Origin of the sequence: Seongchinamella sediminis (assembly GCF_003457605.1) — a bacterium.
Classification (GTDB): domain Bacteria; phylum Pseudomonadota; class Gammaproteobacteria; order Pseudomonadales; family Halieaceae; genus Halioglobus; species Halioglobus sediminis.
Genome location: NZ_QRAN01000005.1, coordinates 220,016 through 245,517, shown reverse-complemented (window position 1 = coordinate 245,517; position 25,502 = coordinate 220,016). Strand labels below are relative to the sequence as shown.

The 25,502-nt window shown below is 62.7% G+C and carries 21 protein-coding genes and 1 tRNA gene; 4 read left to right on the top strand and 18 right to left on the bottom strand.

Features of this window, described 5'->3' with window-relative positions; genetic code table 11:
• Positions 1 to 42: 42 nt before the first annotated feature.
• Complete coding sequence (locus tag DWB85_RS06935) at positions 43 to 1,599, bottom strand: arylsulfatase (protein WP_117953480.1); 1,557 nt, start codon at positions 1,597 to 1,599, stop codon at positions 43 to 45.
• Between the two features lie 125 nt (positions 1,600 to 1,724).
• The gene (gene uvrB, locus DWB85_RS06930) at positions 1,725 to 3,746 is read right to left on the bottom strand and encodes an excinuclease ABC subunit UvrB (RefSeq protein WP_117953479.1); all 2,022 of its coding nucleotides are present in this window, start codon (positions 3,744 to 3,746) and stop codon (positions 1,725 to 1,727) included.
• A 167-nt stretch (positions 3,747 to 3,913) separates the two neighbouring features.
• Here uvrB and DWB85_RS06925 point away from each other — a divergent pair.
• Positions 3,914 to 3,989 (top strand) — tRNA-Asn (locus DWB85_RS06925).
• Between the two features lie 95 nt (positions 3,990 to 4,084).
• Here the strand turns inward: DWB85_RS06925 and DWB85_RS06920 are convergent.
• Both DWB85_RS06920 and DWB85_RS06915 read right to left on the bottom strand, forming a co-directional pair.
• Positions 4,085 to 4,888: an SDR family NAD(P)-dependent oxidoreductase gene (locus DWB85_RS06920; RefSeq protein WP_117953478.1), complete on the bottom strand. Its 804-nt coding sequence runs from the start codon at positions 4,886 to 4,888 to the stop codon at positions 4,085 to 4,087.
• Positions 4,889 to 5,118: 230 nt separating this feature from the next.
• Positions 5,119 to 6,534, bottom strand: a complete 1,416-nt coding sequence (locus DWB85_RS06915; protein WP_117953477.1) for a M20/M25/M40 family metallo-hydrolase — start codon at positions 6,532 to 6,534, stop codon at positions 5,119 to 5,121.
• 356 nt (positions 6,535 to 6,890) lie between these two features.
• Between DWB85_RS06915 and DWB85_RS06910 the strand changes: the two genes are divergently transcribed.
• Genes DWB85_RS06910 through DWB85_RS06900 form a run of 3 tightly spaced genes read left to right on the top strand, consistent with a single transcriptional unit; the run spans position 6,891 to position 10,833 of the window.
• Positions 6,891 to 9,113: a 6-phosphogluconolactonase gene (locus tag DWB85_RS06910; RefSeq protein ID WP_117953476.1), complete on the top strand. Its 2,223-nt coding sequence runs from the start codon at positions 6,891 to 6,893 to the stop codon at positions 9,111 to 9,113.
• A 55-nt stretch (positions 9,114 to 9,168) separates the two neighbouring features.
• The gene (locus DWB85_RS06905; protein ID WP_239017242.1) at positions 9,169 to 10,371 is read left to right on the top strand and encodes an iron-containing alcohol dehydrogenase; all 1,203 of its coding nucleotides are present in this window, start codon (positions 9,169 to 9,171) and stop codon (positions 10,369 to 10,371) included.
• A 45-nt stretch (positions 10,372 to 10,416) separates the two neighbouring features.
• The gene (locus DWB85_RS06900) at positions 10,417 to 10,833 is read left to right on the top strand and encodes a DUF6524 family protein (protein ID WP_117953475.1); all 417 of its coding nucleotides are present in this window, start codon (positions 10,417 to 10,419) and stop codon (positions 10,831 to 10,833) included.
• A gap of 22 nt (positions 10,834 to 10,855) precedes the next feature.
• Here DWB85_RS06900 and DWB85_RS06895 read toward each other — a convergent pair whose 3' ends face one another.
• The 14 genes from DWB85_RS06895 to serC all read right to left on the bottom strand — a co-directional run bounded on the left by DWB85_RS06895 (position 10,856) and on the right by serC (position 25,407).
• Positions 10,856 to 12,880 carry a polysaccharide biosynthesis protein gene (locus DWB85_RS06895; RefSeq protein WP_117953474.1) on the bottom strand — a complete coding sequence of 675 codons (2,025 nt, stop codon included), beginning with the start codon at positions 12,878 to 12,880 and terminating at the stop codon, positions 10,856 to 10,858.
• A gap of 75 nt (positions 12,881 to 12,955) precedes the next feature.
• Complete coding sequence (locus tag DWB85_RS06890; RefSeq protein ID WP_162846040.1) at positions 12,956 to 13,930, bottom strand: MraY family glycosyltransferase; 975 nt, start codon at positions 13,928 to 13,930, stop codon at positions 12,956 to 12,958.
• Positions 13,927 to 14,853, bottom strand: coding sequence for an NAD-dependent epimerase/dehydratase family protein (locus tag DWB85_RS06885; RefSeq protein ID WP_117953472.1), 927 nt, complete (start codon positions 14,851 to 14,853; stop codon positions 13,927 to 13,929). Before DWB85_RS06885 ends, DWB85_RS06890 begins: the two co-directional genes overlap by 4 nt.
• Positions 14,854 to 14,909: 56 nt before the next feature.
• Positions 14,910 to 15,257: a ComEA family DNA-binding protein gene (locus tag DWB85_RS06880; RefSeq protein WP_205422676.1), complete on the bottom strand. Its 348-nt coding sequence runs from the start codon at positions 15,255 to 15,257 to the stop codon at positions 14,910 to 14,912.
• Positions 15,258 to 15,365: 108 nt separating this feature from the next.
• The gene (gene pyrF / locus DWB85_RS06875) at positions 15,366 to 16,064 is read right to left on the bottom strand and encodes an orotidine-5'-phosphate decarboxylase (protein ID WP_117953471.1); all 699 of its coding nucleotides are present in this window, start codon (positions 16,062 to 16,064) and stop codon (positions 15,366 to 15,368) included.
• A 27-nt stretch (positions 16,065 to 16,091) separates the two neighbouring features.
• Positions 16,092 to 17,303 carry a lipopolysaccharide assembly protein LapB gene (gene lapB / locus DWB85_RS06870; RefSeq protein ID WP_117953470.1) on the bottom strand — a complete coding sequence of 404 codons (1,212 nt, stop codon included), beginning with the start codon at positions 17,301 to 17,303 and terminating at the stop codon, positions 16,092 to 16,094.
• Positions 17,296 to 17,601 carry a lipopolysaccharide assembly protein LapA domain-containing protein gene (locus tag DWB85_RS06865; protein ID WP_117953469.1) on the bottom strand — a complete coding sequence of 102 codons (306 nt, stop codon included), beginning with the start codon at positions 17,599 to 17,601 and terminating at the stop codon, positions 17,296 to 17,298. The genes lapB and DWB85_RS06865 overlap by 8 nt, the downstream gene beginning before the upstream one ends.
• A 76-nt stretch (positions 17,602 to 17,677) precedes the next feature.
• A complete protein-coding gene (ihfB, locus tag DWB85_RS06860; RefSeq protein ID WP_117953468.1) occupies positions 17,678 to 17,974 on the bottom strand; it encodes an integration host factor subunit beta in 297 nt (98 codons plus the stop codon).
• 417 nt (positions 17,975 to 18,391) lie between these two features.
• A complete protein-coding gene (gene rpsA / locus DWB85_RS06855; protein WP_117953467.1) occupies positions 18,392 to 20,068 on the bottom strand; it encodes a 30S ribosomal protein S1 in 1,677 nt (558 codons plus the stop codon).
• Between the two features lie 140 nt (positions 20,069 to 20,208).
• On the bottom strand, positions 20,209 to 20,886 hold the full coding sequence (gene cmk, locus DWB85_RS06850) for a (d)CMP kinase (protein WP_117953466.1): 678 nt from the start codon (positions 20,884 to 20,886) through the stop codon (positions 20,209 to 20,211).
• A complete protein-coding gene (gene aroA / locus DWB85_RS06845) occupies positions 20,886 to 22,193 on the bottom strand; it encodes a 3-phosphoshikimate 1-carboxyvinyltransferase (protein WP_117953465.1) in 1,308 nt (435 codons plus the stop codon). The genes cmk and aroA overlap by 1 nt, the downstream gene beginning before the upstream one ends.
• Before the next feature lie 92 nt (positions 22,194 to 22,285).
• Complete coding sequence (locus DWB85_RS06840; RefSeq protein WP_117953464.1) at positions 22,286 to 23,197, bottom strand: prephenate dehydrogenase/arogenate dehydrogenase family protein; 912 nt, start codon at positions 23,195 to 23,197, stop codon at positions 22,286 to 22,288.
• Positions 23,198 to 23,203: 6 nt separating this feature from the next.
• Positions 23,204 to 24,331, bottom strand: a complete 1,128-nt coding sequence (gene pheA, locus DWB85_RS06835; protein ID WP_117953463.1) for a prephenate dehydratase — start codon at positions 24,329 to 24,331, stop codon at positions 23,204 to 23,206.
• Positions 24,328 to 25,407 carry a 3-phosphoserine/phosphohydroxythreonine transaminase gene (gene serC / locus DWB85_RS06830; protein ID WP_117953462.1) on the bottom strand — a complete coding sequence of 360 codons (1,080 nt, stop codon included), beginning with the start codon at positions 25,405 to 25,407 and terminating at the stop codon, positions 24,328 to 24,330. Before serC ends, pheA begins: the two co-directional genes overlap by 4 nt.
• Positions 25,408 to 25,502: the final 95 nt, after the last annotated feature.

Here is a 25,502-nt window from a genome sequence, read left to right as displayed (position 1 = left end):
AAAAAAAGGCCTCCGCAGAGGCCTCTTCCAGTGGTAAGGCGCTTACTGGGCGCCACCGGGGTCGGTGAGTTTCTCCATCACCTGGTCGAGCGAGAAGCTGGCCGCTTTCTGCCGCGGCGGATACTGCTTGAAGGTCTCCAGGAACTCACCCACGTAGGCCTGGGCGGGGACCAGCATAAAGGCCCTGTCCAGCAACCAGTCGTAGTACGTGTTGGAGGTCAGGGGCGCGCGCTCGTAGGGGTCACGGCGCAGGTTGAAGACCAGCGGTATCCGCAGGGGCACGAAGGGGTCCATCCAGACGCGCAAACCTCCCTGGGTCTTCTGCTCCATGAACACCAGCTTCCAGTCGCGGTAGCGCAGCGCCGTCAGGTCGCCATCGTCGGAGAAATAGAAGATTTCGTCCCGCGGTGCCTCCTCGGATTCACCCGTCAACAGCGGCAGGAAGTTGTAACCGTCAAGGTGCACCTTGTAGTTGCGGCCGATGGCGCGGTGACCCTTGAGCAGTTTCTCCTTCACATCGGCTTCGCCTGCGATGGCGAGGAAAGTCGGCAGCCAGTCCATGTGGTGCATGATCTCGTTGGAGATACTGCCGGCTTCGATCTGGCCCGGCCAGCGCACCATGGCCGGCACCCGCCAGCCCCCTTCCCAGTTGGTGTTTTTCTCACCGCGGAAGGGCGTCATCGCCGAGTCTGGCCAGGTGTTCATATGCGGGCCGTTGTCGGTGGAGTAAAAGACGATGGTGTTGTCGGCGATATCCAGCTCATCCAGCTTGTCGAGGAACAGGCCGATATGAGCATCGTGCTCCAGCATCCCACAGGTGTAGGGGTCCCTGCCGCGACGCGGGTACATTTCCTGGCACCACTTCATCTTCTCGTCGGAAACATGGGTACGGAAATGCATGCGGGTGCCGCTCCACCAGACGAAGAAAGGCTTGTCGGCTTGCACCGCCTTCTCAATGAACTTGAGCGCCTCCGCTGCAGTATCGTCATCCACCACCTCCATCCGCTTGCGGGTCAGCGGGCCGGTGTCTTCAATCTTGCCGTCCGCCGAGGAGCGAATGACACCGCGGGGACCGAACTGCTCGCGGAAGGCCGGATCGTCGGGGTAGTCATAGTTCTCCGGCTCCTCTTCGGCATTCAGGTGATAGAGGTTGCCGTAAAACTCATCAAAGCCGTGATTGGTGGGCAGGTGCTCGTCCCGGTCACCGAGGTGGTTCTTGCCGAATTGACCGGTCATGTAACCGTGGTTCTTCAGCAGCCCGGCGATGGTCGGGTCCTCCTCACGCATACCCAGCTCGGCGCCCGGCAGGCCGACCTTGCTCAGCCCGGTGCGGAACACCGACTGGCCCATAATGAAGGAAGACCGGCCGGCGGTGCAGCTCTGCTCACCATAGTAATCGGTAAAAATCATGCCTTCTTCGGCAATACGGTCGATATTGGGGGTTTCATAGCCCATCACGCCCATGGTGTAGGCGGAAATGTTCGACTGGCCAACATCGTCACCCCATACCACCAGGATGTTGGGCTTGTCGGCGGCCTGGGCACTGAGCGCCATGCTGGCGAACGCCCCCAGCACCAGCGTTCGGGTAAATTTCAACATTGAAAACTCCTTGGGAAAAGTTGCGGGGAATAACCCAGCTTTCAATATAGAACAGCCAAAGACGGGCGCAAGCTTGCGCTGCGCAAAAGCTGGACAAAACCCCTGAACAGGGAATGCAGACGGGGTTATTCCCCCACAAAGGCCTGTTGCTTGAGTTCCGTGAGCTGGTCCCTGAGGGCCGCGGCCTCCTCGAACTCGAGATTCCTGGCGTGCTCCTGCATCTGCGATTCCAGTTGCCTGAGCTTGCGCGACAGGGCCGCCGGTGACAGCTGGGCCACCTCCGCGCCGAAAGCCAGCCTGGGCTCCGCGACTTTTTTCGCTTTCCCCTTGCCCCGGGTGGGCATGCGCCGGGCGCCCTCCATAATGTCCTGCACTGACTTTTCCACGCCCTTCGGCACAATGCCGTGCTCGGTGTTATGGGCCAGCTGCTTGTCGCGACGACGCCCGGTTTCGGCAATCGCCCGCTCCATGGAGCCGGTGACCTGGTCGGCGTACAGTATCGCCCGGCCGTTTAGGTTGCGGGCAGCGCGGCCAATGGTCTGGATGAGGGAGCGCTCGGAGCGCAGGAAGCCCTCCTTGTCGGCGTCGAGAATCGCCACTAGGGAAACCTCGGGCATATCCAGACCCTCCCGCAGCAGGTTGATGCCCACCAGCACATCGAATTCCCCCAGGCGCAGGTCGCGAATAATCTCCACCCGTTCCACGGTATCGATGTCCGAGTGCAGGTAACGCACCCGCACGCCGTTGTCGGCCAGGTACTCGGTGAGGTCCTCGGCCATGCGCTTGGTCAGCGTGGTCACCAGCACCCGCTCGCCCCGCTCCACCGTTGTACTGATCTGCCCCAGCAGGTCGTCCACCTGGGTGCTGGCGGGACGGATTTCCAGTTTCGGGTCGATCAGGCCGGTGGGCCGCACCACCTGCTCCACAACCCGCCCCGCATGGGCCTCCTCATAGGGACCGGGAGTCGCCGAGACGAATATCGCCTGCGGCACCAGCCGTTCCCACTCCTCGAAGCGCAGCGGGCGGTTGTCCAGCGCAGAAGGCAGGCGGAAACCGTATTCCACCAGGGTTTCCTTACGCGAGCGGTCGCCCTTGTACATGGCGCCAATCTGGGGAATGGTGGCGTGGGATTCATCGACGATCACCAGGGCATTGTCCGGCAGGTACTCGAACAGGGTGGGTGGCGGCTCCCCCGCCTTGCGCCCGGAGAGATAACGGGAGTAATTCTCCACCCCCTGGCAGTAACCCAGCTCGCGGATCATCTCCATGTCGTACTTGGTGCGCTGGGCCAGGCGCTGGGCCTCCACCAGCTTCTGGTTGTCCTTGAGCTGGTCCAGGCGGACTTCCAGCTCCGCCTCGATCTGCTCCACCGCCTGCAGCATGGTGTTGCGGGGCGTCACATAGTGGCTCTTGGGGAAAATGGTGATGCGCGGCACCTTGCTTTCCACCGCGCCGGTGAGCGGGTCGAAAATATAGATATTCTCGATCTCCTCATCGAACAGTTCGATACGCACCGCCTCGCGCTCCGAGTCGGCGGGAAAGATATCGATCACATCGCCGCGCACCCGGTAGGTGGCGCGGCCGAAGTCCACATCGTTGCGGGTATACTGCAGGTCCGCCAGGTGACGCAGAATGCCGCGCTGGTCGATGATCTCACCGCGGGACAGGTGCATGCGCATCTTGTAGTAGGAGTCCGGGTCGCCGAGGCCATATATGGCCGACACCGTCGCCACCACCAGGCAATCCTCGCGCTCCATCAGCGCCTTGGTGGCGGACAGCCGCATCTGCTCGATATGGTCGTTGATCGATGCGTCTTTCTCGATAAAGGTATCCGATGACGGCACATAGGCTTCGGGCTGGTAGTAATCGTAGTAGGAGACAAAATACTCCACCGCGTTATTGGGGAAGAACTCCTTGAACTCGCCGTACAGCTGCGCCGCCAGGGTCTTGTTGTGGGCCATGACAATGGTCGGCCGCTGCAGCTGTTCCACCACGTGGGCCATGGTGAAGGTCTTGCCCGAGCCCGTCACCCCCAGCAGGGTCTGCGCCGCCAGCCCCGCCTGCACCCCCTCCACCAGCTGCCGTATCGCCTGCGGCTGGTCACCCGCGGGCTGGAACCTGGATTCGACTTTAAAGGGACGTGACACCGGCGCTATACCTGCTGGAAAGTGGAAAATAGCCGAGTATTATCATTCACATAGCGACGAATTGCAGCCCGAATCAGCGCCCTGCCCAGATTGCAAAATAATCGCCAAATTGCTGTTGACCCGCCCCCCCGCGATCATTAATATACGCGGCCTCTGACGAGATCAATTCCGCCTTAGCTCAGTTGGTAGAGCAAATGACTGTTAATCATTGGGTCGCTGGTTCGAGCCCAGCAGGCGGAGCCAAATACTAGAAGAGCCCTGAGACGTGGTGTCTTGGGGCTTTTTTATGCCCATTACATCGCTGCTGTGACCTTATTGGACACAGCCATTCACAGGTTTCACTGCGGCTTTTCCTCGGGCATCGACGGCGCCCAGGCCACGCCATTGATGTGGGCACCGCCGTCGGCGAACAGGGTATTGCCGGTCAAATAGCCCGAGCTCTCGCTGGCCAGAAACAGTGCCACCGGCGCGATGTCCGATTCAGGGTCTCCGAATCGCTGCATGGGCACCCCCTGCTCCAGCTGATTGAACATCTCCGGTGCGCTGCGCTTCATGCCCTGGAGGGCGGCACTTTCCGCAGAGGGGCAAATGACGTTGCAGGTAACACCCGTCGCTGCCCACTCCCGCGCCGCCGTGCGCGTTATCGCCCGCAGGGCCTCCTTGGCCATGTTGTAGTGCACGGTATACATGTGTGCGTTCACCCCGTTGAGTGAGCACATGTTAATAATCCGCCCATAGCCCTGCTGTTTCATATGGTGGAAGCAGGCTCGCATCGCCCAATAGCAGCCCATGGTGCCTATGTCGAAGGCGCTCTGCATGGTGTCATCATCCATCCACTCCACTCGCGCCAGCTTCGCCCTGGAGCTCCAGGCATTGTTCACCAACACATCCACAGTGCCCCAACGGTCCACCGTTTCCCGCACCATGTTTTCAACATCCGCCTTGACGCCGACATCCGTGCGCACAAACTGGGCCTGGGCGCCCGACGCCTGCAATTCCTCAGCGGCGCGCCGGCCGGTTTCCTCGTTGTACTCCGCAATGGTGACCCTGGCACCTTCGCGGGCGAAACAGCGGGCAATGCCCAGGCCTATACCGCCACCGGCGCCAGTGACTATTGCCGTGCGACCTTCCAGACTACACATCACTACACTCCTTTTTATACCGCCATTTTTCCTATGGCCTTCGCCAGATTCATAGGCAGGAAAAGCTGCCCGATAGAGAGCAGTGAGGCCTGCCAACTGACCACGAGTTTGCGGCGCCACTGCCAGTATTCTGTAATTTACCGACCAACAAGAACGGAATCTTCCAGTGACGTGGGCAGATGTTCTAATTCATGGATTCAGGAACAATATCCACCACCAGAGCTTTTGCATCACCGCCGCGCCGCAGATTCTACCAAAGCCCGCGAGATCCTGACTGAGCGTTCAACCGCTTCTACTGCAATGCGCTCGTTGGTGCTGTGTATGGTGCCAGCATCGGAAACGTGCAGGGAAAAGGGGTGAAAGCGGTATATCTGCGGCGCCACCTCCACGTAGTGGGCGCTGTCGGTGGTCGCCGTCAGCAGGCTCGGCACCACCAGCGCCTGGGGGTAGGCTGCATTGATCGCGCTCTTGACCCGCTGGTAACCCTCGCCGTTGATGTCGGCCACCGGCGGGCCCGGTTTCCACTGTTGCGCCTCGATCTCAATCTGCCCGTCATCGATAATTTCCCTTACCCCGTCAATTAACTGTTGCGTGGTAAATCCGGGCATCAGGCGGAAATTGACTTTGGCTTCCGCCTGTTGGGAAATGACATTTTCCTTGATGCCGGCATCGAACATGGTGACCGCGGTGGTGGTCCGGATCATGGCGTTTGACAGGGGGTCCCTGGCCATGGTCGACAGCAGCAGCGGCTTGCTCAACCACTGGTTTTTCAGCATGAAGCCCTTGAGGCCACCCAGTTCCGCGCCGACAATTTGCAGCATATCGCTCACCGGCGGACCCAGCTGGGTGTCGAAGGGATTGTCGTGCAGCCGGGTGAGGGCGCGGGACAAACGAACAATCGCGTTATCCTGTACCGGCATGGAAGAGTGGCCGCCCTCCCCCTTCGCCATCAGGGTCAGGGTGACATAGGTTTTTTCCGCCAGGCCTATCATGGCCATATCCCGCTCCGGCAGCAGGGGGTTGCCGGCAATGATCAATCCTCCTTCGGCAATCATGTACTGCAGCGTAATACCACTGTCCTGCAGGTGCCTGACGATATTGGCGGCGCCATCGGTACCGCCAATCTCCTCGTCGTGGGCGAGGGAAAACAGCAGCGTGCGCTGGGGCTGGAAGCCGTCGCGCAACAGCGCTTCCACCGCCTCCAGGGTGGCGATGACCGAGGCCTTGTCATCCAGGGCGCCGCGTCCCCAGAGAAAGCCGTCGCTGACGGCCCCGCTGAAGGGCGGGTGGGTCCAGTCCTGCTCGGTACCCGGCTCGATGGGTACCACATCGTAGTGGGAATCCAGCAGCACCGGTTTCAGTACCGGCTCGCTACCAGGCCAGGTGAGCAGCAGGCTGTAGTCGGCCACGGTCTCCACCTGCAGGGTGCTAAAGGTCAAGGGGTAGGTTTGCTCGAGAAATTGCCGGAACGCCCGGAACTGCGAGTAATCGATTTGCCCCCTATCCTGGAAACTCACCGTCGGATACTGGATCGCCTGCGCCAGATGCGTCACCGCCGGGGAAGCACCGGCCGCCGCTGCACTCTGGCCGTGCGCTGAAATTGCCAGACTCACCGCCAGGGCTCCACTCCAGATTACCTGCTTCACTCGCTACTCCTTTCCCGTCCTTCGTCAGTTCTCGACACACGATAATCTTCCCGGGACCGCAGGGCAATACAGCGTGATGACGGAGTCTACCTGGGCCTTGAATACCAGTTTTACGACCACAGGCTCAAGTGGCAGGTTGGGCTGCAATGGGCGCGAATGCACGATGCCATTGACCATGGCGGGCGCTACAAAGGCTGGGCGCTCACCACCGGTTAGAGGCTATACTGGCACTGATCTGGCGCATGCTGCGGTAGCTACACCCCGGTCAGTGCAAATTACCATGCCACACACCCTGTTTATAGGTGCCAAAACCGGCACATAATGCCTGGATAACCGTTTCGCGCTAACATCAGCATATGAAAACCAATAGCAAATCAGCTCGTGACTTCGCCCTCATCCAGGAGGCCTCTGGCGTACACGTGGGCATCTCAGCCACCCTGCCCGAGGCGGGCCGGCACGCCGCCAGCCTGTTACAGGGTCAGTATGACCAGTGGCTGCAGCGCGACCGCTACCAGGCCTGGGGCGCATTCAAGCGCGAACATTTCACCATTGCCCTGGGCGGCGGTAATACGGTAAAGGCACAGTACCGGGCCTGGCTCACCCAGCACCACAACAGTATCGACTGGCTGCGCCACGTGCGCTTTTTCCTGCTTGAGGAAACCACCGGCGAGACGGGCTGGGAGAGCGCGGAGCAGTCGCTGTTAATCAACTTTCTGGTGCCCCTGGCGAGCAAATTGCGCCGCCAGCGAGGCCTGCGCGCGCTGGCCCGCAGCCTGAACCTGGGCCCCGGTGCCGACCTCAATGACATTGTCGACGCCATGGCCAAGATCATGGTCTACCCCATCAACCTCGCCAATGCTCGCCAGGCGCTGAAGCGCGGGCAGACCCGCAAGGCGCAGCAGCTGGCCCGCCAGGAGTGCCAGCGCTACCAGCAATCCATACAGGAAAAGCTGGGCGCAAGCATGGCTTTTCACTGCGTGGTCAGCGGTATCGGTAAAGACGGTACGCTCGGAGCACTGGCGCCCTATACACCGGAGCTGGCCATACGCGAGCCGGCAGTGCTGTTGTTGAAAAAGGAGTCGGGGGCTTTCAGGGTGGCGCTCAACCGGGGGGTTCTGGTTAACGCCGAGCAAACCTACCTGATCGTGTCGGGATCGCTGAAGCTCAAGGCCCTGGGCCGGTTCGAGATGGAAGAGACTGCCGAATTCGAGCAAACGGTGATGGAAACCCCACTGCGCCTGCTGCGGGAATCCCGGGACGTTGCCGAACGGGTCTACATCCTCGCCGACGAACAGGCGCTGCATTTCGACGAAACCCGCTTTTCCTACAGCGAACGGGGGCAGCTCGTCGAGAACAAGGCGGAAACCCGCGCGGGCGATGAGGAAAACGGCGTCCACATTCTGCTCTTGCACGGCTTCATGGGCCTGTTCAGTTTTGCCAACCTGTTGATTCGCCTGCCCAGCTCCTGGACGGTCTCTGCCCTGCACCGCGGCAGCCTGGCCAAGTTCATGGCTAACGAGGAAATATTCCCTCACTACGCCCGGGCTTTGCGCAAGGCGATTCTCAGCCAGTGGCGCAAGGGGCGTCCGGTACCCATCGCCGGCCATTCCATTGCCGGGGTGATTTCCGACCACCTCTTGCTGTCGCTGCTGAAAAACTACGAAAGCGACATCCCCCCCTACGACAAGCTCAGGGCGGAAGACCGCCAGTTGGTGGACGCCCTGCGCGTCGGCGGCATCATTCACCTGGCGAGCTGGTCGCCCTGCGATGGTCCCAACACCACTGAAAACGTCAAATCCCTCGTCTCCCACCTGCGCCGGGGAACCGAACTGGACTACAGCGGTTTCGAGCGTATCTACCACCAGGATGAGGACGGCAGGCTGATACCGGCCCAGCCCGAAGCACTGGCCGAGAGTGCGAGTAACCTGGAAGGCCTCAATCGGTTCCTGTCGCGGCGTCTGTCACGCCTGCTGGTCAATGCCATGACAGTGGGGCTGCGCAAACTGCTGGATCAACGCCGGGTACAGCGCGGCTTTCTCAATGCTGACATGCCTTACGTCATGCGCCTGGTCGGCCGCCGGCTACTGAAAACCGCGTCGCTGTACGGCATGGCCAAGGAAGTGAACGCGGCCCTGCACAACCCGGTGGAATACCAGCGGCGACACATGAAGGCGCTGGAGATCATGCTCGCCTACGACATCCCCTTCCTGAGCATTGTCCACCAGGACGACTTCCTGGTATCGCCCAGGCGCCATCGGGAAGAGCACGACTACCTGGTGGCCGCCCGCCTGCGCAAGGAAGGGGTAAGCAGCGAGCGCGAGCTCAGCGTACCGGCGCGACTGGTGATCATTCCCCGCGGCCATGAAGAGCTGACCATGGACCCGCTGAACCCGCATTTGCTGGTCATGTCCACCAATGCGGAAGGCAACAGTATGGCCCGCCAGATTACCGCGGCGGTAACCCGCTTCGTCAATGAAAACCTTGTAAGCGCCATCCGCCAGCGACGCATCAAGGCGCTTGACAGTGTCGATCGCTGGCAGCGCAAACAGGCACAGGGCAGGCCCCGCAAAGTAGCGTGAAACCTGGCCCGTGGTTATTATGGCAACCCCGTAACCGACCACAGGACCGCACACAGTGAAAACGCTTTACTACCGCATAAGAGCCTTCGCCGTCACCTGGTTACTGCGACTGCTGCCGCGCCACTCACCGGTGGTTTACAAGGGTGCAGGCTCCGCCGTTACCCTCGCCGGACAGCTCGCCATTCTCGGTATCGACAAGGTGCTGATTGTTAGCGATGCCTTCCTGGCAGGCTCGGGCATCCTCGACGGCATCAAGCAGCAGCTGGAAAAGGACGGTGTCGCCTTCGCGGTCTTCGATGGCGTGTTACCGGACCCCGCGTTTGACCAGGTGCAGGCCGGCGAGGCCCTGCTGCGCACCGAGGCCTGCACCGCGGTGATGGCGGTGGGTGGCGGCTCGGTTCTCGATGCTGGCAAGCTGATCGCCCTGTTGCACACCAATCCCGGCGACCTGTCCGCCTTCGACGGTATCCAGAAAGCGAAAAAGCCGGGGCTGCCCCTGTTCGCGGTCCCCACCACCGCCGGTACCGGTTCGGAAATCACCCTGGCATCGGTTATTACCGACCCCGAGACGCACCGCAAGGTGCCAGTGGTCGACAGCAAACTGATTCCCGGCTACGTGGCCCTGGACGCCGCCATCATGCAAGGTATGCCCCGGGGAATCACCGCGGCCACCGGTATGGACGCCCTCACCCACGCGGTGGAATCCTACCTGTCGAAGGCATCGACACCCGCCACTGAACTGCAGGCGAAGGCGGCGGTGCGACTGATATTCAAGTACCTGCCTCGCGCCTGGCACGACGGCGACGACATGGAGGCCCGTGACGGTATGGCGGTCGCGGCTTTTTACGCCGGCGCCGCCTTTGGCCGCACCTCGGTGGGCTATGCGCATGGCATCGCCCACCAGCTGGGGCGCATCTGTCACACGCCCCACGGCAATGCCAATGCCATGGTACTGCCGGAAGTGCTGGCGGCCTATGGCAGCTGCGCCCACCAGCGCCTGGCTGACCTCGCAGTGCTGGTGGCCCTGGGCAAGCCCGGTGATGCCCCGGCACAGCTGTCGCGGGCATTTATCCAGGCAATTATCGACCTGCGAGCAGAGCTGGAGCTGCCGCTGAAGCCGGAGGGCCTGCAAGCCGCCGATATTCCCGACATCGTCGAGGAAGCAATGACCGAGGCGGGCGATCTATACCCGGTGCCCCGCTATATGTCGGAGGTGGAAATCACCACCATTGTGCGCGGCTTGCTTCCGGCGGCCTGAGTCACTTATTCTGGGTCGCAGCGACGCCCACGACAGGAGAACCCGATGTCCAATGAATTCAATGCGGTCAGTTTTCTCGGCCGCTTTGCATTTGCCGCCGTGCTGGTGTTCGGCACCTACAATCCGACCGACTGGTCCTACATCGGCTGGGTATTCGCCGAAGGCACCGCGTTCGGGCCAGTGCCGGCCCTGCTGGGCATTATCCTGATCATCGGCTGGATCATCTTCCTGCGCGCCACCTTCAACGCCCTGGGTCCCCTGGGGCTCATCCTCGGCAGCGCGCTATTCGCCGCCGTCATCTGGTTACTGGTAGACCTGGGCTGGATAAGCCTGGAGTCGTCGGGGGCAATTACCTGGCTGGGGCTGCTACTGGTGGCCCTGTTACTGGCGGTGGGCATGTCCTGGGCCCATATCCGCCGCCGCCTCAGCGGGCAGTACTCGGTTGACGATGTAGAGGAATAAGCGGGCCTTCGCGGGGCCCGGTTCAGGACGATTTCTCGGGAAACAGCTCTTTCACATTGGAGGTGAGAGCGGGCGCACGGGGCTGGACGTCGGTTTCCGCCTGCCTGTTCCACATGTAATCGTGGCGCACCTCGTGCTCGCTGAAGCCGCTGACCGCCTTGCGCAGCACCGAGGTAATGCCGGCGCAATCCATAGCGTCACAGTAATGCAGCAGCTCGGACACGTAGCCGTGGATCTGGCCGTAGGACAGGCACTCCTCCTCGGCGCGCATGATCATGGGATGGCCGGTGCCGGTCACGTTGCTGCCGAGCAGCAATTCCTCGTACAGTTTCTCTCCCGGGCGCAGGCCAATGAACTCGATATCGATATGGTGACCGACGTGGGTGTCGTGGTCCATCTCGTAGCCACTGAGGCGGATCATCCGCCGGGCCAGGTCCACTATGCGCACCGGCTCGCCCATATCGAGTACAAAGACGTCGCCACCGGTGCCCATGGCGCCCGCCTGCAGTACCAGCTGCGCGGCTTCGGCGATACTCATGAAGTAGCGGGTCACTTCCGGGTGGGTAACGGTCACCGGACCGCCGGCCTCGATCTGCTCCCGGAACAGCGGTACCACCGAACCCGAGGATCCCAGCACATTGCCAAAGCGGACCATGCAGAAACGGGTGCCGGTCTCGCGCTGGGCCAGGCCCTGCAGGATCATCTCGGCAAAACGCTTGGAGGCGCCCATGATATTGGTGGGGCGCACGGCCTTGTCGGTGGAGACAAGAACGAAGGTGTCCACCCCGGCCTTGCGCGCTGCCTGGGCCGCATACCAGGTGCCGAACACGTTATTGGCCACCCCCTCGGCGACATTGTATTCCACCATCGGCACGTGCTTGTAGGCCGCCGCGTGGTAGACCGTCTCCACCGAGAAAGTGCGGTACACACTCTCCAGCCGGCGGCCGTCCTGCACCGAACCGAGCAGGGCCACCATCGGGAAGTCCAGTCCCAGGGTGGTCATCAGTTCGCGCAGTTCGCGCTCGATGTTGTACAGCGCGTACTCGGAATTATCCAGCAGAACCAGCTCGCGGGGACCGGATTTGACGATCTGCCGGCACAGTTCCGAACCGATGGAACCGCCGGCGCCGGTCACCATGACCACCTTGTCGGTAATGCAACGATCAATGAACTCGGGCTTGGGCGGCACCGGTTCCCGCCCCAGCAGGTCATCCAGGTCCACGTCCTGGATCTGGATGACGCTGGCCTCACCGGCCAGCAACTCGGCAATGCGGGGCACGGTGCGGACATAGACCGGCAGTCCCACCAGGGAGTTGATTATTTCCTTGCGCCGTTCCGGGGAGGCAGAGGGGATCGCCAGCAGGACCTGGGTGATATCGTGTTCGGCAATCAGTTGCTCTATGGTCTCCGGCGGAGCCACCTGCAGGCCGTTGATCACCGAATGGTGCAAGCGCGGGTCGTCGTCGATAAAAGCCACCGCCCGGTACTGGTCCCCGTGGTTCAAGGCGGTCAACAACTGGCGGCCAGATTCACCGGCGCCATAGATAAGGACGTTCTCCGACAGGGAACGCAGCTTGGCCTGGTAATAGGCACGAACGCTGAGCCGGGTACCGCCAATGCCCAGCATGGCCAGACCCCAGTAGATGAAGGGCATGGAACGGGGTACATCGGCCTGGGTGAAGAACACGGTCGCCCCCAGTACCAGGGTGGAATAGCTGACCGCGGTAATCACCGCCCAGATCGCCTGCTGCCCCATGAAGCGGATAACAGCGCGATACAGCCCCAGGCGCAGGAAGATAACGGCACTGACCAGGACGGTGAACACCGCACAGAACACTTCTACCGGCCCCAGCTGGAACTCAAGGTGCCCGTAGCGAAAGGCTACTGCCGCCCACATGGCGAAGGTGACAAAGCACATATCCAGGGCCAGCAGCCCTGATTGCTTGATGTTGCGGGGCAGTTCTATCAGTTTTTCCAGACCGTCCCGCAATCCTCCGACAATAGCGGATACAGAGCGCGAAACAATACGGCCCAACAACTGCAGCAAGCGTTTTCCCTCACTCTAACATGGTCTTTCGGTGGCCGTTATGGTGTGATTTTTGCGACGACCTGAAGGGAGATACTAGCGGAAATGCCTAATTTTAGCCATGCCTGCCAGCAGCGGAACATATGCCAAAATTACCAATAAAATTGAATACCCGGGAAAAACAGCTGCGGCCAGGGCGAGAGGAAACAGCCACAGGCCGTTGAGGGCCAACAGCAGCAAAACCACCGGCAGATGCCCGCCGAGGTGGCGGCTCAGCCGCTGGTAAGCGTGCAGCCGGTGGGGCTGGGTGAAGGCCTGCCCGCTGGCCATACGCCACAGCAGGGTAACGCTGGCATCGGTGATAAATACCGCCAGCAGGATCAGCCAGGAGGCCAGGGGCAGGTAGCCCTGGGCCTGGCCCAACAGCGCCAGCGCCCCCAGCAGGAAGCCACTGGGCACACTGCCCGCATCACCCATGAACAGGCGGGCGCTGGGCCAGTTCCAGAACAGGAAGCCCACCTGGGCGGCGGCCAGCAACAGGCAGAACAGCGGGTACTGCGGCGGCGCGGCCTGGCCCCAGGCCAGCAGGGCCGCGCAGCCGCAGGCGACAATACACTGGGTTGCGGCGTAACCATCAATGCCGTCCATGAAATTATAGAGATTGAGCATCCACAACAAGGCGAACACCGAGGCCGCCGCGATGGCCAGGCTGATCGGCCCCGGAGCGGACAATGGATCCTGGATGACCAGCACCGCCACCAGGCAGCAGAGGCCGTACAGGGCAAAGCGCAGGCGCACGCCAAGCCCGCGCATATCATCAAGCACACCCAGGGCGGACAGCCCCAGGGCCAGCGCCAACAGCAGCAGGTACTGCTGCTGCCACGACACCGCCGCCATTGCCACGCCCAGTGCCAGCGCCAGCAAAAGCGGAACGCCGCCGCCGTGGGGGGTGGGCCGGGTGTGGGAACTGCGCTCATTGGGCCGGTCCAGTATTTGCAGTCGGCGGGCGGCGCGCAGGTAGAGTCCGCAACCGACCAGCGACAGCAGCAGGGTTAGCGGCAGGGCGATCACAGCGTGCCACCACTGGCCTGCAGCACGGTCTCCAGGGTTTGCCGTGGCCGCCAGCCAAGCTCCTGGCGCAGGGCTGCGCCACTGTAGGTTTCCACCCCGAACAAACGCTGCCAGGCAGGTTCCGGATGGGGCGAGCGCAGGTCCAGCAGGCGGCAGGCCAGCCGCCAGCCCCATCGCGGGCACCAGCCAGAGCCCGGCCCCAGGCCGCGGGCCCTGCGCAGGGCATCGTAGATCCGGCGGGTGCTGTAAGTCTCGCCATCGGTCGCGATGTAGGTACTGACCCCCGGCTTGTTGCTGGCCGCCAGCATGAGCATGAGTTGAGCCAGGTCCTCGCGGCCAACCATGGATCGCCCGCCGTCCTCGGGTGGCCTGGGCAGGCCGCGCGCGACAGCGCGCGACAACAGGGCGAGATTGCCCCTGGCGCCGCTGCCATACACCAGTGCCGGGCGCAGTATGACCACCGACATGGCACTGGCGGCGAACTCAGCCGCAAGAGCCAGTTCGGCAGCGCGCTTCGAGCGTCCGTAGGGGTCCGCAGCCGCGCCGGATTCGTGCTCCGAGCGCGGCAGGTTCGTCACCACCGGGCCCATTGCTTTCACGCTGCTCAGGAAGATAAACGCGCCCACGCCTGCCCGTGCCGCGCGCCGCGCCAGTTCGATGGTCGCCCGGTGGTTCACCGCCTCGTATTCATCCGCCGGGGCATCGCGGTGGGCAATGCCCGCCAGGTGGAGCACCGCGTCAACGCCGGCCAGGGCCTGGCTGTCGGGCTGCTCTACTGCCAGATCCAGCGCCCGGGTGGGGGTACCGTCGGCCAGCGGCTTGCCGCTGGCGCTATAGGCCAGCAATTCGGCGTCAGCAAGCAGGATCTGCCGGCACAGTGCTGTGCCGATAAAGCCGGTAGCCCCGGTTACCAGGTATTTCACGTCGTGATGTAAGAAAAAGGGGGCATAAGCCCCCTCATGATACGGATGCGCCGCCCTTAATCCAGTGTTATCCGCGCCCGGTTTTTAGCGAGCGTCGATGGGCCAACCCCTTTCACCTCTGTAAGTTGTTCGACAGTGGTAAAGGGCCCGTAAGCTTCCCGGTAGCGGATGATGTCCTCGGCCCGGGCCGGACCAACGCCAGTCAGTCCGGCCGCCAGAGCCGCGGCGTCAGCCGTGTTGATATTCACCGCTGTCTCCAGCGCCGAATCCGGCGGCGGCTCCTGTGCCTGCAGCGGCATTGCCGTGAGCGCGCACAACAGCAGCAACAGCGTCGCCAGTTGCCTGAATGGCTGGAATCCGATGGCACTGCCCGCGGCAGTATTACTAAGAATTGAATTGGTCATGATTGATCTCCCTGATCAGCACTCTGCATCCATGCAGGCATCCGTACCGATAGGGAGTCTAGCAACAACCGAGGACTTAAGGGCGCCAGCGGCCGTATCTGATGATATTCAGCCGCGGCCCAGTTCCCGTTGCACTCTCTGCAGGGCGGCCAGGGGATCGTCGGCGCCCGTCACCGAGCGGCCGATTACCAGGTAGTCGGAGCCGTTGGCGATGGCGTCGGCGGGGGTCAACACCCGGCGCTGGTCGCCGGCCGCATCGCCGGCGAGGCGAATGCCCGGGGTTACCAGGCAAAACTCTGTGCCGCGCTCAGCCCGCAACTGCGGCGCTTCCATGGCGGAGCAGACCACACCGTCGAGGCCGCAGTCCTCGGTCAGGGCGGCGAGACGCATCACCCGCTGGGCGGCGGTTTCGGTGTAGCCCAGTTCCGCCAGGTCCTCGTCGGACATGCTGGTCAGCACCGTAACCGCAATCAGCAGGGGCTTGTTGCGGTAGGGCTGCAGCGCCTCCACCGCGGCCTCCATCATTCTGCGCCCACCGCTGGCGTGAACATTGACCATCCACACCCCAAGCTCGGCCGCCGAGCGCACGGCACCGGCCACGGTATTGGGGATATCGTGAAATTTAAGGTCCAGGAAAACCTCGAAACCCATCCCCTGCAGGGCCTCGACCAGGCCAATTCCATTGCGGGTAAACATTTCCTTGCCCACCTTCAGCCGGCACAGTTCGGGGGAGAGCCGGGCAGCCAGCTCCAGCGCGGGTTCGGCGGCGGGGAAATCCAGGGCGACGATAACCGGGTTAGCACTCATAGTCTGTTCTCTTGCAGCGGGCGGCCATTATTCCATACTGGTGCCGCGAATGGGCCGTACCGTGCCCCAGTACTTGCAGCCCAGGCAGAACCAGTGCAGGTCCCGGGCAGCGAAACCGCAGTGGCTGCAGCGATAGGATGGGCGCTCCTCTATCAGCCGCTGCACCATCTGCTGTACCAGTTCCAGGTCCTCCCGCGCCTTGCCCTCGCTGTCGCTGCCCTGGAGACTGATCAGTTTTTCCAGCCCGCGCAGGGACGGCATCTTCTCCAGCTGCCGGACCACGAAAGTTTCGGCCGTTTCCAGGCCCTCCATTTCGCGGATATCCTCGGCCGCCGCCAGTAACAGGGGCGGTGACGGATCACTGTCGAGGCAATCGCGCAGGTAGGCGAGCAGGGATTTCTCCTCGCCCAGCTCACGGTAACATTTGCGCAGGGTGGGAACCGATTCGCTGATGTACAAGGGATCCTGCTGGCGAATCCGGCGCAGGGCCTTGATCGCCGGCTTGCAGCGGCCGGCATCGTACTCCACCTCGCCCAGCATCAGCGAGGCGCGTACACACTGCCGGTCCTGATGGATCGCTTCCTGCAGCAGGCTGCGCGCTGTCTGCAAATCCCCGGCCGCGTGCCGCTCCGCCGCCAGTTCGCAGTAATAATGTGACAGCACCACCGGCACCGACTGGCCGGTTTCTTCATTGGCCCCCACCGCACCACTGCCCAGCAGGCCCTTGCGCGGCAACAGCTGCCTGGCGGTATCAATAGCCTGCTGCCACTCGCGCTCACTCTGGTAGATGTCGAGCAGGTGCCACTGGCTGGCCCGGCGCTGGGTCGAGGATTCCTGCACCAGATCGAGTAACAGCCGTTCGGCGCGGTCCAGCAGGCCGGCACTGATATAGTCCCGGGCCAGCTCCAGGTGCGCCTGGTGGACCTGGCTGCGGGGCAGGCTGGGACGGGCCAGCAGGTTCTGGTGAATGCGGATTGCCCGGTCGACCTCCCCGCGCTTGCGCAGCAGATTGCCGAGCGCAATGTGCGTCTCCAGGGTTTCGCTATTGACTTCCAGAGCGTTGATAAAGGCATCGACAGCGCCATCGGGCCGGCCGTCCAGCAGGTAGTTAAGCCCCCGGTAGTATTGCCCCGGCAGATCAGGCGACCTGACCCGGGCTTTGCCCTGGCCGCGCCGGCCCAGGTACCAGCCTATGGCGATTGCGACAAAGAAGAGGCCGAAGACAAGATAGTCATTCACCGTCTTTCAGGCCTGCCGTGCGCAGTTTGTCCAGCTCGGCGCGACTGCGGGCCAGCTGGCGATTGGCCGACGCCAGCGCCGTGCGGGTCCGCAGCACCAGGGCCGATGACATCAGCATGCCCAGCAGGCCGCCGACGGTAAAGGCCAGCAGCAGCCACAGGGCCAGGCTGCGCGGCTCCAGATTGACCACCAGCAGATCCAGCGGCACCGGCATTTCATTCTGCAGCGCGAACAGCACGCCAACCGCGGCCATGGCGACAACGAGGGCAAGGTACAGGAGGTTGCGCAGCAGCTTCATAGGAAAATCCGGCCTGGGAGATCAAAAAAAACGGTATGACCCGGGGATCATACCGCCTGAATTCGGGAGGGCAAGTTCACAGGCCCTGTTGCAGCCCCAGGTTGACCCGCTCGCGCAATTCCTTGCCCGGCTTGAAGTGGGGGACATATTTCCCGGTGAGTTCGACTGCATCGCCGGTTTTGGGGTTGCGGCCCCGCCGGGGCTCCCGGTAGTGCAGGGAGAAACTGCCAAAGCCGCGAATCTCGATGCGCTCACCCTCGGAGAGCGACTGGGACATGTGCTCGAGAATCGTTTTCACCGCCAGCTCCACGTCTTTGGCGGACAACTGGCTCTGTCTTGCGGCGATCGTTTCTATCAGTTCACTTTTGGTCATCGGTCTTATCGGTTGTTTTGGCACCGGCTGATTATTGTGGACCCAGATAATATATTACGCAAGTTGTTATTTTATATAGAAAAACTGCGAAATCTCGAGATTTTGCCAATCCCCAGGGCGCGGCGTCGCACCGGACTGTCGTATTCGGGCGCGGGGGCGGGCGTGGGGGCGGGTATATCCTCGCTGCGCTGTCGGCACCGCTCCGCGGTGCCCTCAGTTGGCCTGGAGCCTTACAGCGCTTCGCTGTCTCCAGGCACGCCTTCGGTGCCTCCCTGATGGCTTTCGCGAGGATATACCCGCCCCCACGCCCGCCCCCCGGTTAACGCACAGCCCAACGAAAAAGGCCCATCCGAAGATGAGCCCTTTGCGAAACGACCGGGAGCGGAAACGGATTCCGTCCCGGGGAAGAACGACTGTTTAGTTGTCGTTCATCTGCGCCTTGATCAGGTCGCCGATCGTACCCGGCGAGGCCGTTTCCTGCTCGGACTCTTTCAGGGACTTGACCGCTTCCTTCTCGTCGTCGTAGTCCTTGGCCTTGATGGACAGGACCACGCCGCGGTTCTTGCGATCCACGGAGACGATCTTGGCTTCTACCGTGTCGCCCACCTTGAAGGAGTTACGGGCATCTTCCACGCGGTCGCGGGAGATGTCGGAGGCCTTCAGGATGCCTTCCACTTCGTCGGCCAGCTTGACGATCACTTCCTTGGCGTCAACCTCGATCACTTCACCGCTGACGATGGAGCCGCGATCGTTGGCAGAAACGTAGTTACCGAAGGGGTCGTCCTCCAGCTGCTTGATGCCCAGGGAGATACGCTCGCGCTCGGGGTCGATGGACAGGATGACTGTCTCGATCTCGTCGCCCTTCTTGTAGTTGCGAACCGCTTCTTCGCCCTGCTCGTTCCAGCTGATGTCGGACAGGTGCACCAGGCCATCGATGTTGCCTTCCAGGCCGATGAAGATGCCGAAGTCGGTGATCGACTTGATGGAACCGGCGATCTTGTCGCCCTTGCTGTACTGGGAGGCAAAGGCATCCCAGGGGTTCTGCTGGCACTGCTTGATACCCAGGGAAATACGACGACGCTCCTCGTCGATGTCCAGCACCATGACTTCCACCTCGTCGCCCAGCTGGACGATCTTGGAGGGGTGGACGTTCTTGTTGGTCCAGTCCATCTCGGACACGTGTACCAGGCCTTCCACGCCCTCTTCCAGCTCGGCGAAGCAGCCGTAGTCGGTGAGGTTGGTGATCTTGGCCTTGACCCGGCTGCCCTCGGGGTAGCGGCCGGTGATTTCCACCCAGGGATCCTCGCCCAGTTGCTTCAGGCCCAGCGATACGCGGTTGCGCTCGCGGTCGAACTTGAGGATCTTGACGTCGATTTCCTGGCCAACTTCGACGATCTCGGAAGGATGCTTGATCCGCTTCCAGGCCATGTCGGTAATGTGCAGCAAGCCGTCTACGCCACCCAGGTCGACGAATGCGCCGTAGTCGGTCAGGTTCTTGACGATGCCCTTCACGGACATGCCTTCCTGCAGGGTCTCCAGCAGCGCTTCGCGCTCCTCGGAGTTGGCCGCTTCCATGACAGCGCGACGTGAGACCACCACGTTGTTGCGCTTCTGGTCCAGCTTGATGACCTTGAATTCCAGTTCCTTGCCTTCCAGGTGCGTGGTCTCGCGAACGGGACGCACATCTACCAGTGAGCCGGGGAGGAAGGCGCGGATAGTGTTGATGTCCACGGTAAAGCCACCCTTGACCTTGCCGTTGATCACGCCCTTGACCACTTCCTCTGCCTCGTGGGCAGCTTCCAGTTCTTTCCACGCCTCGGCACGTTTGGCCTTCTCGCGGGACAGCTTGGTTTCACCGAATCCGTCTTCCACGGATTCCAGGGCGACCTGTACTTCGTCGCCGATGCTGAGGGAACACTCACCGCTGGCGTCGGTGAACTGGGAACGGGGGATAACACCCTCTGACTTGAGGCCCGCGTGTACGGTTACCCAGTCGCTGTCGATGTCGATAACAACGCCGGTGACGATGGCGCCGGGCTGCATGTCGACGGTTTTAAGGCTTTCTTCAAAAAGTTCGGCGAAAGATTCGCTCATTACACATTACCTGTTGGTTTGGTCATCCGCGCCTCCAGCCGGTGCGGGGTTGTTAACGTACACTGTGCCAGCGGCCCTGACTGGATTCAGCCGGAGACACAATGTGTTGCCATTTAAAAGGATTTCGCAGCATTTGGCCGCTACATGAGACCTTTTTCTGTCACTTTCTCCAGCACCTGCGCGAACACCTGGTCGATGCCGGTGGCGGTACTGTCGATGACAATGGCATCTTCTGCGGGCACCAGGGGGGAGACAGGGCGACTTGAATCGCGCGCATCACGCTCCTTGATGTCTTCCAGAAGGCGCGGGAGACTAACACTTTCTCCCTTTAATATCAACTGCTTATAGCGCCGTTCGGCGCGCTCCTCGGGGGATGCGGTGAGGAAAAATTTCAGCGGCGCGTCGGGAAACACCACCGTGCCCATGTCCCGGCCATCGGCCACCAGGCCCGGGGGCTGGCGAAAATCGCGCTGCCGCGCCAGCAAGGCCTCGCGCACGCTGGGAATGGCGGCCACGGTTGAAGCGCCGCGCCCCCCCTCTTCGGTGCGAATGGCTCGGGACACATCCTGGCCGCGATACGCTACCAGCACTTCCCCGCTGGCCGCCGCGGTGAAACTCACATCGAGGTGGCGGGCGATCTCGGCAACAGCGGCGTGGTCATCCCAACTCACCCCCTCGATCAGGCAGGCCTGGCCGGTTACCCGGTACAGGGCGCCACTGTCGAGAAAGCGCCAGCCAAGCCGGTCCGCCAGCATATGGCTGATGGTGCCCTTGCCCGCCCCGCTGGGACCGTCGACGGTAATAACCGGCGCCAGCATCAATCGCCGTGCACGCTGATCTGCAGGCCCAGGCCACGGGCCAGGGCATCGAAGCCGGGGAAAGAGGTGGCGACGTGATCGCAGTCCAGCACGTAGATTTCCCGCTCCGCGCGCAGGGCGGCGATGGCAAAGGCCATGGCAATGCGGTGGTCCATGTGGGTGCGTATTTCACCGCCCCCGATGGGGCTGCCACCCTCGATGATGATGCCGTCATCCAGCACCTCATTGGGCACGCCCAGGGTGTCCAGCCCCTCGGCCATGGCGACGATGCGATCGCTCTCCTTGACCCGCAGCTCTTGCGCACCGCGCAACACGGTGCGACCCTCGGCACAGGCCGCGGCGATGAACAGGGCCGGAAATTCGTCGATGGCCAGCGGCACCTGCTCTTCGGGAATGTCTATGCCCCTGAGCGGCGCGTAGCGAACCCGGATATCGGCCACCGGCTCACCACCTGCCTCGCGTTCGTTCTTGAGGGTGATGTCCGCGCCCATCAGCTTGAGGATATTGAGCACGCCAATGCGGGTGGGGTTGATGCCCACGTGGGTCAGCAACAAATCCGACCCGGGGGTGATACTGGCTGCCACCAGGAAAAAGGCCGCCGAGGAAATGTCCGCGGGCACGTCGATATCCGTGGCCCGCAACTTGCCGCCGCCCTGCAGGCTGATCACACCGTTGTCATTGCTGACCTCGTAACCGAAACCGCGCAACATGCGCTCGGTGTGATCGCGGGTGGGGCCCGGCTCGGTCACGGAGGTGCGGCCCTCGGCATACAGTCCGGCGAGCAACACACAGGACTTCACCTGCGCACTGGCCATGGGCAGGTCGTAGTGAATACCGTGCAGTGCCCGGCCGCCGCGAATACGCAGCGGCGGCCGGCCACCGGCCTCGGAGGCGATTTCCGCGCCCATCAGTTGCAGCGGGTCGATCACCCGCCCCATGGGACGGGCGCACAATGAGGCGTCACCGGTGAGTACCGTGTCGAAGGGCTGGCCGGCCAGCAATCCGCACATCAGGCGCATGCCGGTGCCGGCGTTGCCCAGGTCCAGTGCCTGTGCCGGTGGCCTCAGGCCATGCAAGCCCACGCCATGCACCAGCACCTCGCCTTCGGCCACCCGCTCGATATCCACGCCCATGGCGCGAAAAGCCGACTGGGTGGCGAGGGCATCCTCCCCCTCGAGAAAGCCGGTGACCCGGGTCGTTCCCTCGGCCAGTGCCCCCAGCATCATTGACCGGTGTGACATGGACTTGTCGCCAGGGACGCGGGCTTCACCGTTAATGGTGCCGCCGGGGAGTAGTTTAAATTCCATTACAGTTGCTCTCTCGCTTAACGTCGTCCCCGCGAAAGCGGGGACCCAGTAGCCTTCCGGGTCGCTGGATCCCGGCATGGTGTGTTCCGGCACTAATCCTGCTTCCCCTGCCCTCTCTCCGCCAGAATCGTGGCAAACTCATCCCGCGCCGCCTTGGCCCGGGTAAAGGTCGCGTGCATGCCGTCCGCATCCCCGGTAGCGACCGCTTCACGCAAGCGGCCCAGATGCTCGCTGAACAGGTCGATAGCATCCAGCAGGGCCGTCTTGTTGGCGATGGCGATATCACGCCACATGACCGGGTCCGACGAGGCAATGCGGGTAAAGTCGCGGAATCCGCCGGCGGCACAGCGAAAAATCTCCTCGCTGGCATCCGACTGGGCCAGAGCGTCCACCAGGGCGTAGGCCAGGACGTGGGGCAAATGACTGGTAGCGGCCAGCACGGCGTCGTGCTGGGCCACCTCCATGGCGACGACCTCGGCGCCGGTAGCCAGCCACATGTCCCTGACCAGGGTAACGGCGTCGCTGTCGTTTTCAGCCACCGGGGTCAGTATCACCCGGTGGTTCTTATACAGATCGGCCCGGGACGCGTCCACCCCGCTGCGCTCAGAGCCGGCAATCGGATGGCCGAGCACAAAGCCCGGGGGGAAGCTGCCGCCACAGGCCTCCCTGGCCGCCTGATAGAGATTGCCTTTGACGCTGGCGGCATCAGTCACCACCGGGGCCTGCGCCAGACCCTGCAGGCGGGGCAGGATGGAGGCGAGCACGTCCGCAGCCACCAGGGTCGGGGTGCAGATCACCAGGATGTCGGCCCGGCGGATGACCTTATCGAGATCCAGGGTGAAATCATCGATCACCCCCAGTTCCAGCCCGCGACGCAGGGACGGCTCCCGGTGACCGTAACCGATGACCTGCCGGCAAAAGCCTGTTGCCCGCAACGCCCGGGCCAGGGACCCGCCGATCAGGCCCAGGCCGAGGATGGCTACGGTATCTACCCGTTCCGCCATAAGCGCTTACAGTACCGCCCGGGGATAGGAACCCAGGGGTTTCAGCAGGATCGACTGCTCTTCCAGCTCGGCGACGATGGCGGCAATATTGGGGTCCTGCAGGTGGCCCTCAAACTCGATGAAAAACACGTAGGCCCACTTCTCGGTGCGCGATGGCCGGGTGTCGATCCGGGTCAGGCTGACCCCCGCCTTGCGGAACGGATCCAGCAGAGTGAACAGGGCCCCCGGCTTGTTGCGGCTGGAGACGATAATGGAGGTCTTGTCACGCCCCGAGGGCGGCACCTCTTCCCGGCCGATGACCAGGAAGCGGGTAGTGTTGTCGGCATAGTCCTCGATGTGCTCGGCGAGCTTCTCCAGCTGGTACAGGTCCGCCGCCATATCGCCGGCGATCGCGGCCACACCGGGAGTCTCCAGGGCCAGGCGGGCCGCCTCGCCATTGCTGCTCACCGCCTCGCGCTCCACGTGGGGCCAGTGGCTGTCCAGCCAGTTGCGGCACTGGGCCAGCGCCTGCTGGTGGGCACAGATGCGGGTGATGTCGTCCTTGCCGGTATGGCTGGCCACCAGCAGGTGGTGGGCGATCGCCATTTCCACTTCGCCGGATATTTTCAGCCCGGAGTCCATAAAGTTGTCCAGGGTGTGGCTGACCATGCCCTCGGTGGAATTCTCCACCGGCACCACGCCGTAATTGCACTCGCCGGATTCAACCTGGGCGAACACGGCGTCGATGGTGCCCTGGGGCACACACAGGGCGGCGTGGCCAAAATGCTTGATGGCGGCCGCCTGGGTAAAGGTGCCCTCGGGGCCGAGAAACGCCACCTGCAGGGGCTTTTCCAGCGCCAGGCAGGAGGACATGATCTCGCGGAAGATGTGGGCTACGGTTTCCCCCGCCAGCGGTCCCTCGTTGCGATCGATGATGCGCTTGAGTACCTGGGCCTCGCGCTCCGGGCGGTAGTAAACCACCTCGGCATCGGTATCGCCGGCTTCCCGGGCAGCCTGCATCTCGGCCAGCTTGATATCGGCAACCCGCTGGGCGCAGCGGGCCCGGCGACTGATCAGCTGCTGGATTTCACGGTCGATGGCGTCGATGTCCGCCCTGACCTCGTCCAGGCTGCGCTTGTCTCCTGAGTCCGTCACCCGTTGCGTTGCTCGAAGTCCCGCATGAAGGCGATCAACGCGTCCACCGCGTCCTCGCCCACCGCGTTATAGATGCTGGCGCGCATCCCGCCCACCGAGCGATGACCCTTCAGGTTGAGCAGTCCGGCGCCATCGGCCTCCGCCAGGAACTGCTTGTCGAGACTGGCGTCGGCCAGGGTAAAGGGCACGTTCATCAGCGAGCGGCTCTGCACTTCCACCGGATTGGCGTAGAAGTCAGAACCGTCGATGGCGGCATACAGTTTCTCCGCCTTGCGGCGATTGACCACTTCCATGGCGGCCAGGCCGCCCTGCTCCTGCAGCCACTCAAACACCAGGCCCGCCAGGTACAGGGCGAAGGTGGGCGGTGTGTTATACATGGAATCATTGTCGGCGGCGGTCTGCCAGTTGAGCATGGCGGGACAGGTCTCGCTGGCCCGGCCCAACAGATCGCGGCGCACGATGACCAGGGTCAGGCCCGCCGGACCGATGTTTTTCTGCGCCCCGGCGTAAATCACCCCGTAATCAGACACGTTAACCGGGCGCGACAGGATGGTGGACGACATGTCCACCACCAGCGGGGCGTCCGCTTCCGGTACCCAGAAGTACTCCACCCCGCCAATGGTTTCGTTGGGGGTGTAGTGAAGGTAGGCGGCGCTATCCGACAGCTGCCAGCTGTCCCGCGGCGGGATGGTGGAGAAATTGCTCGCCTCGGAACTGGCAGCCACGTTCACCCGGGCAAAGCGCTTGCCCTCGGCGATGGCCTTTTTCGACCACTGGCCGGTTTTGACGTAGTCGGCCACCTCGCCGGCTCCCGCCAGGTTCAGCGGCACGGCGGCGAACTGCGTGCTGGCGCCGCCCTGCAGGAAGAGCACGGCGTAGTCGTCAGAAATACCCATCAACTGGCGCAGGTCGGCCTCGGCGCGCTGGGCGACACCGACGACTTCCGGGCTGCGATGGCTCATTTCCATGATCGAGAGGCCGGCGCCGTGCCAGTCCAGCATCTCGTCGCGGGCTTTTTCCAGGACGGCTTGGGGTAACGCGGCAGGGCCGGCGCAGAAGTTGTAACAGCGGGTCATGTTTTTTCCTTAGCTTGGCACTTACGGCGCCTATAATCGGTAGGTAGTCACTGGATCCCGGCTTGCGCCGGGATGACGTTTCAGTGCTCCCTGGT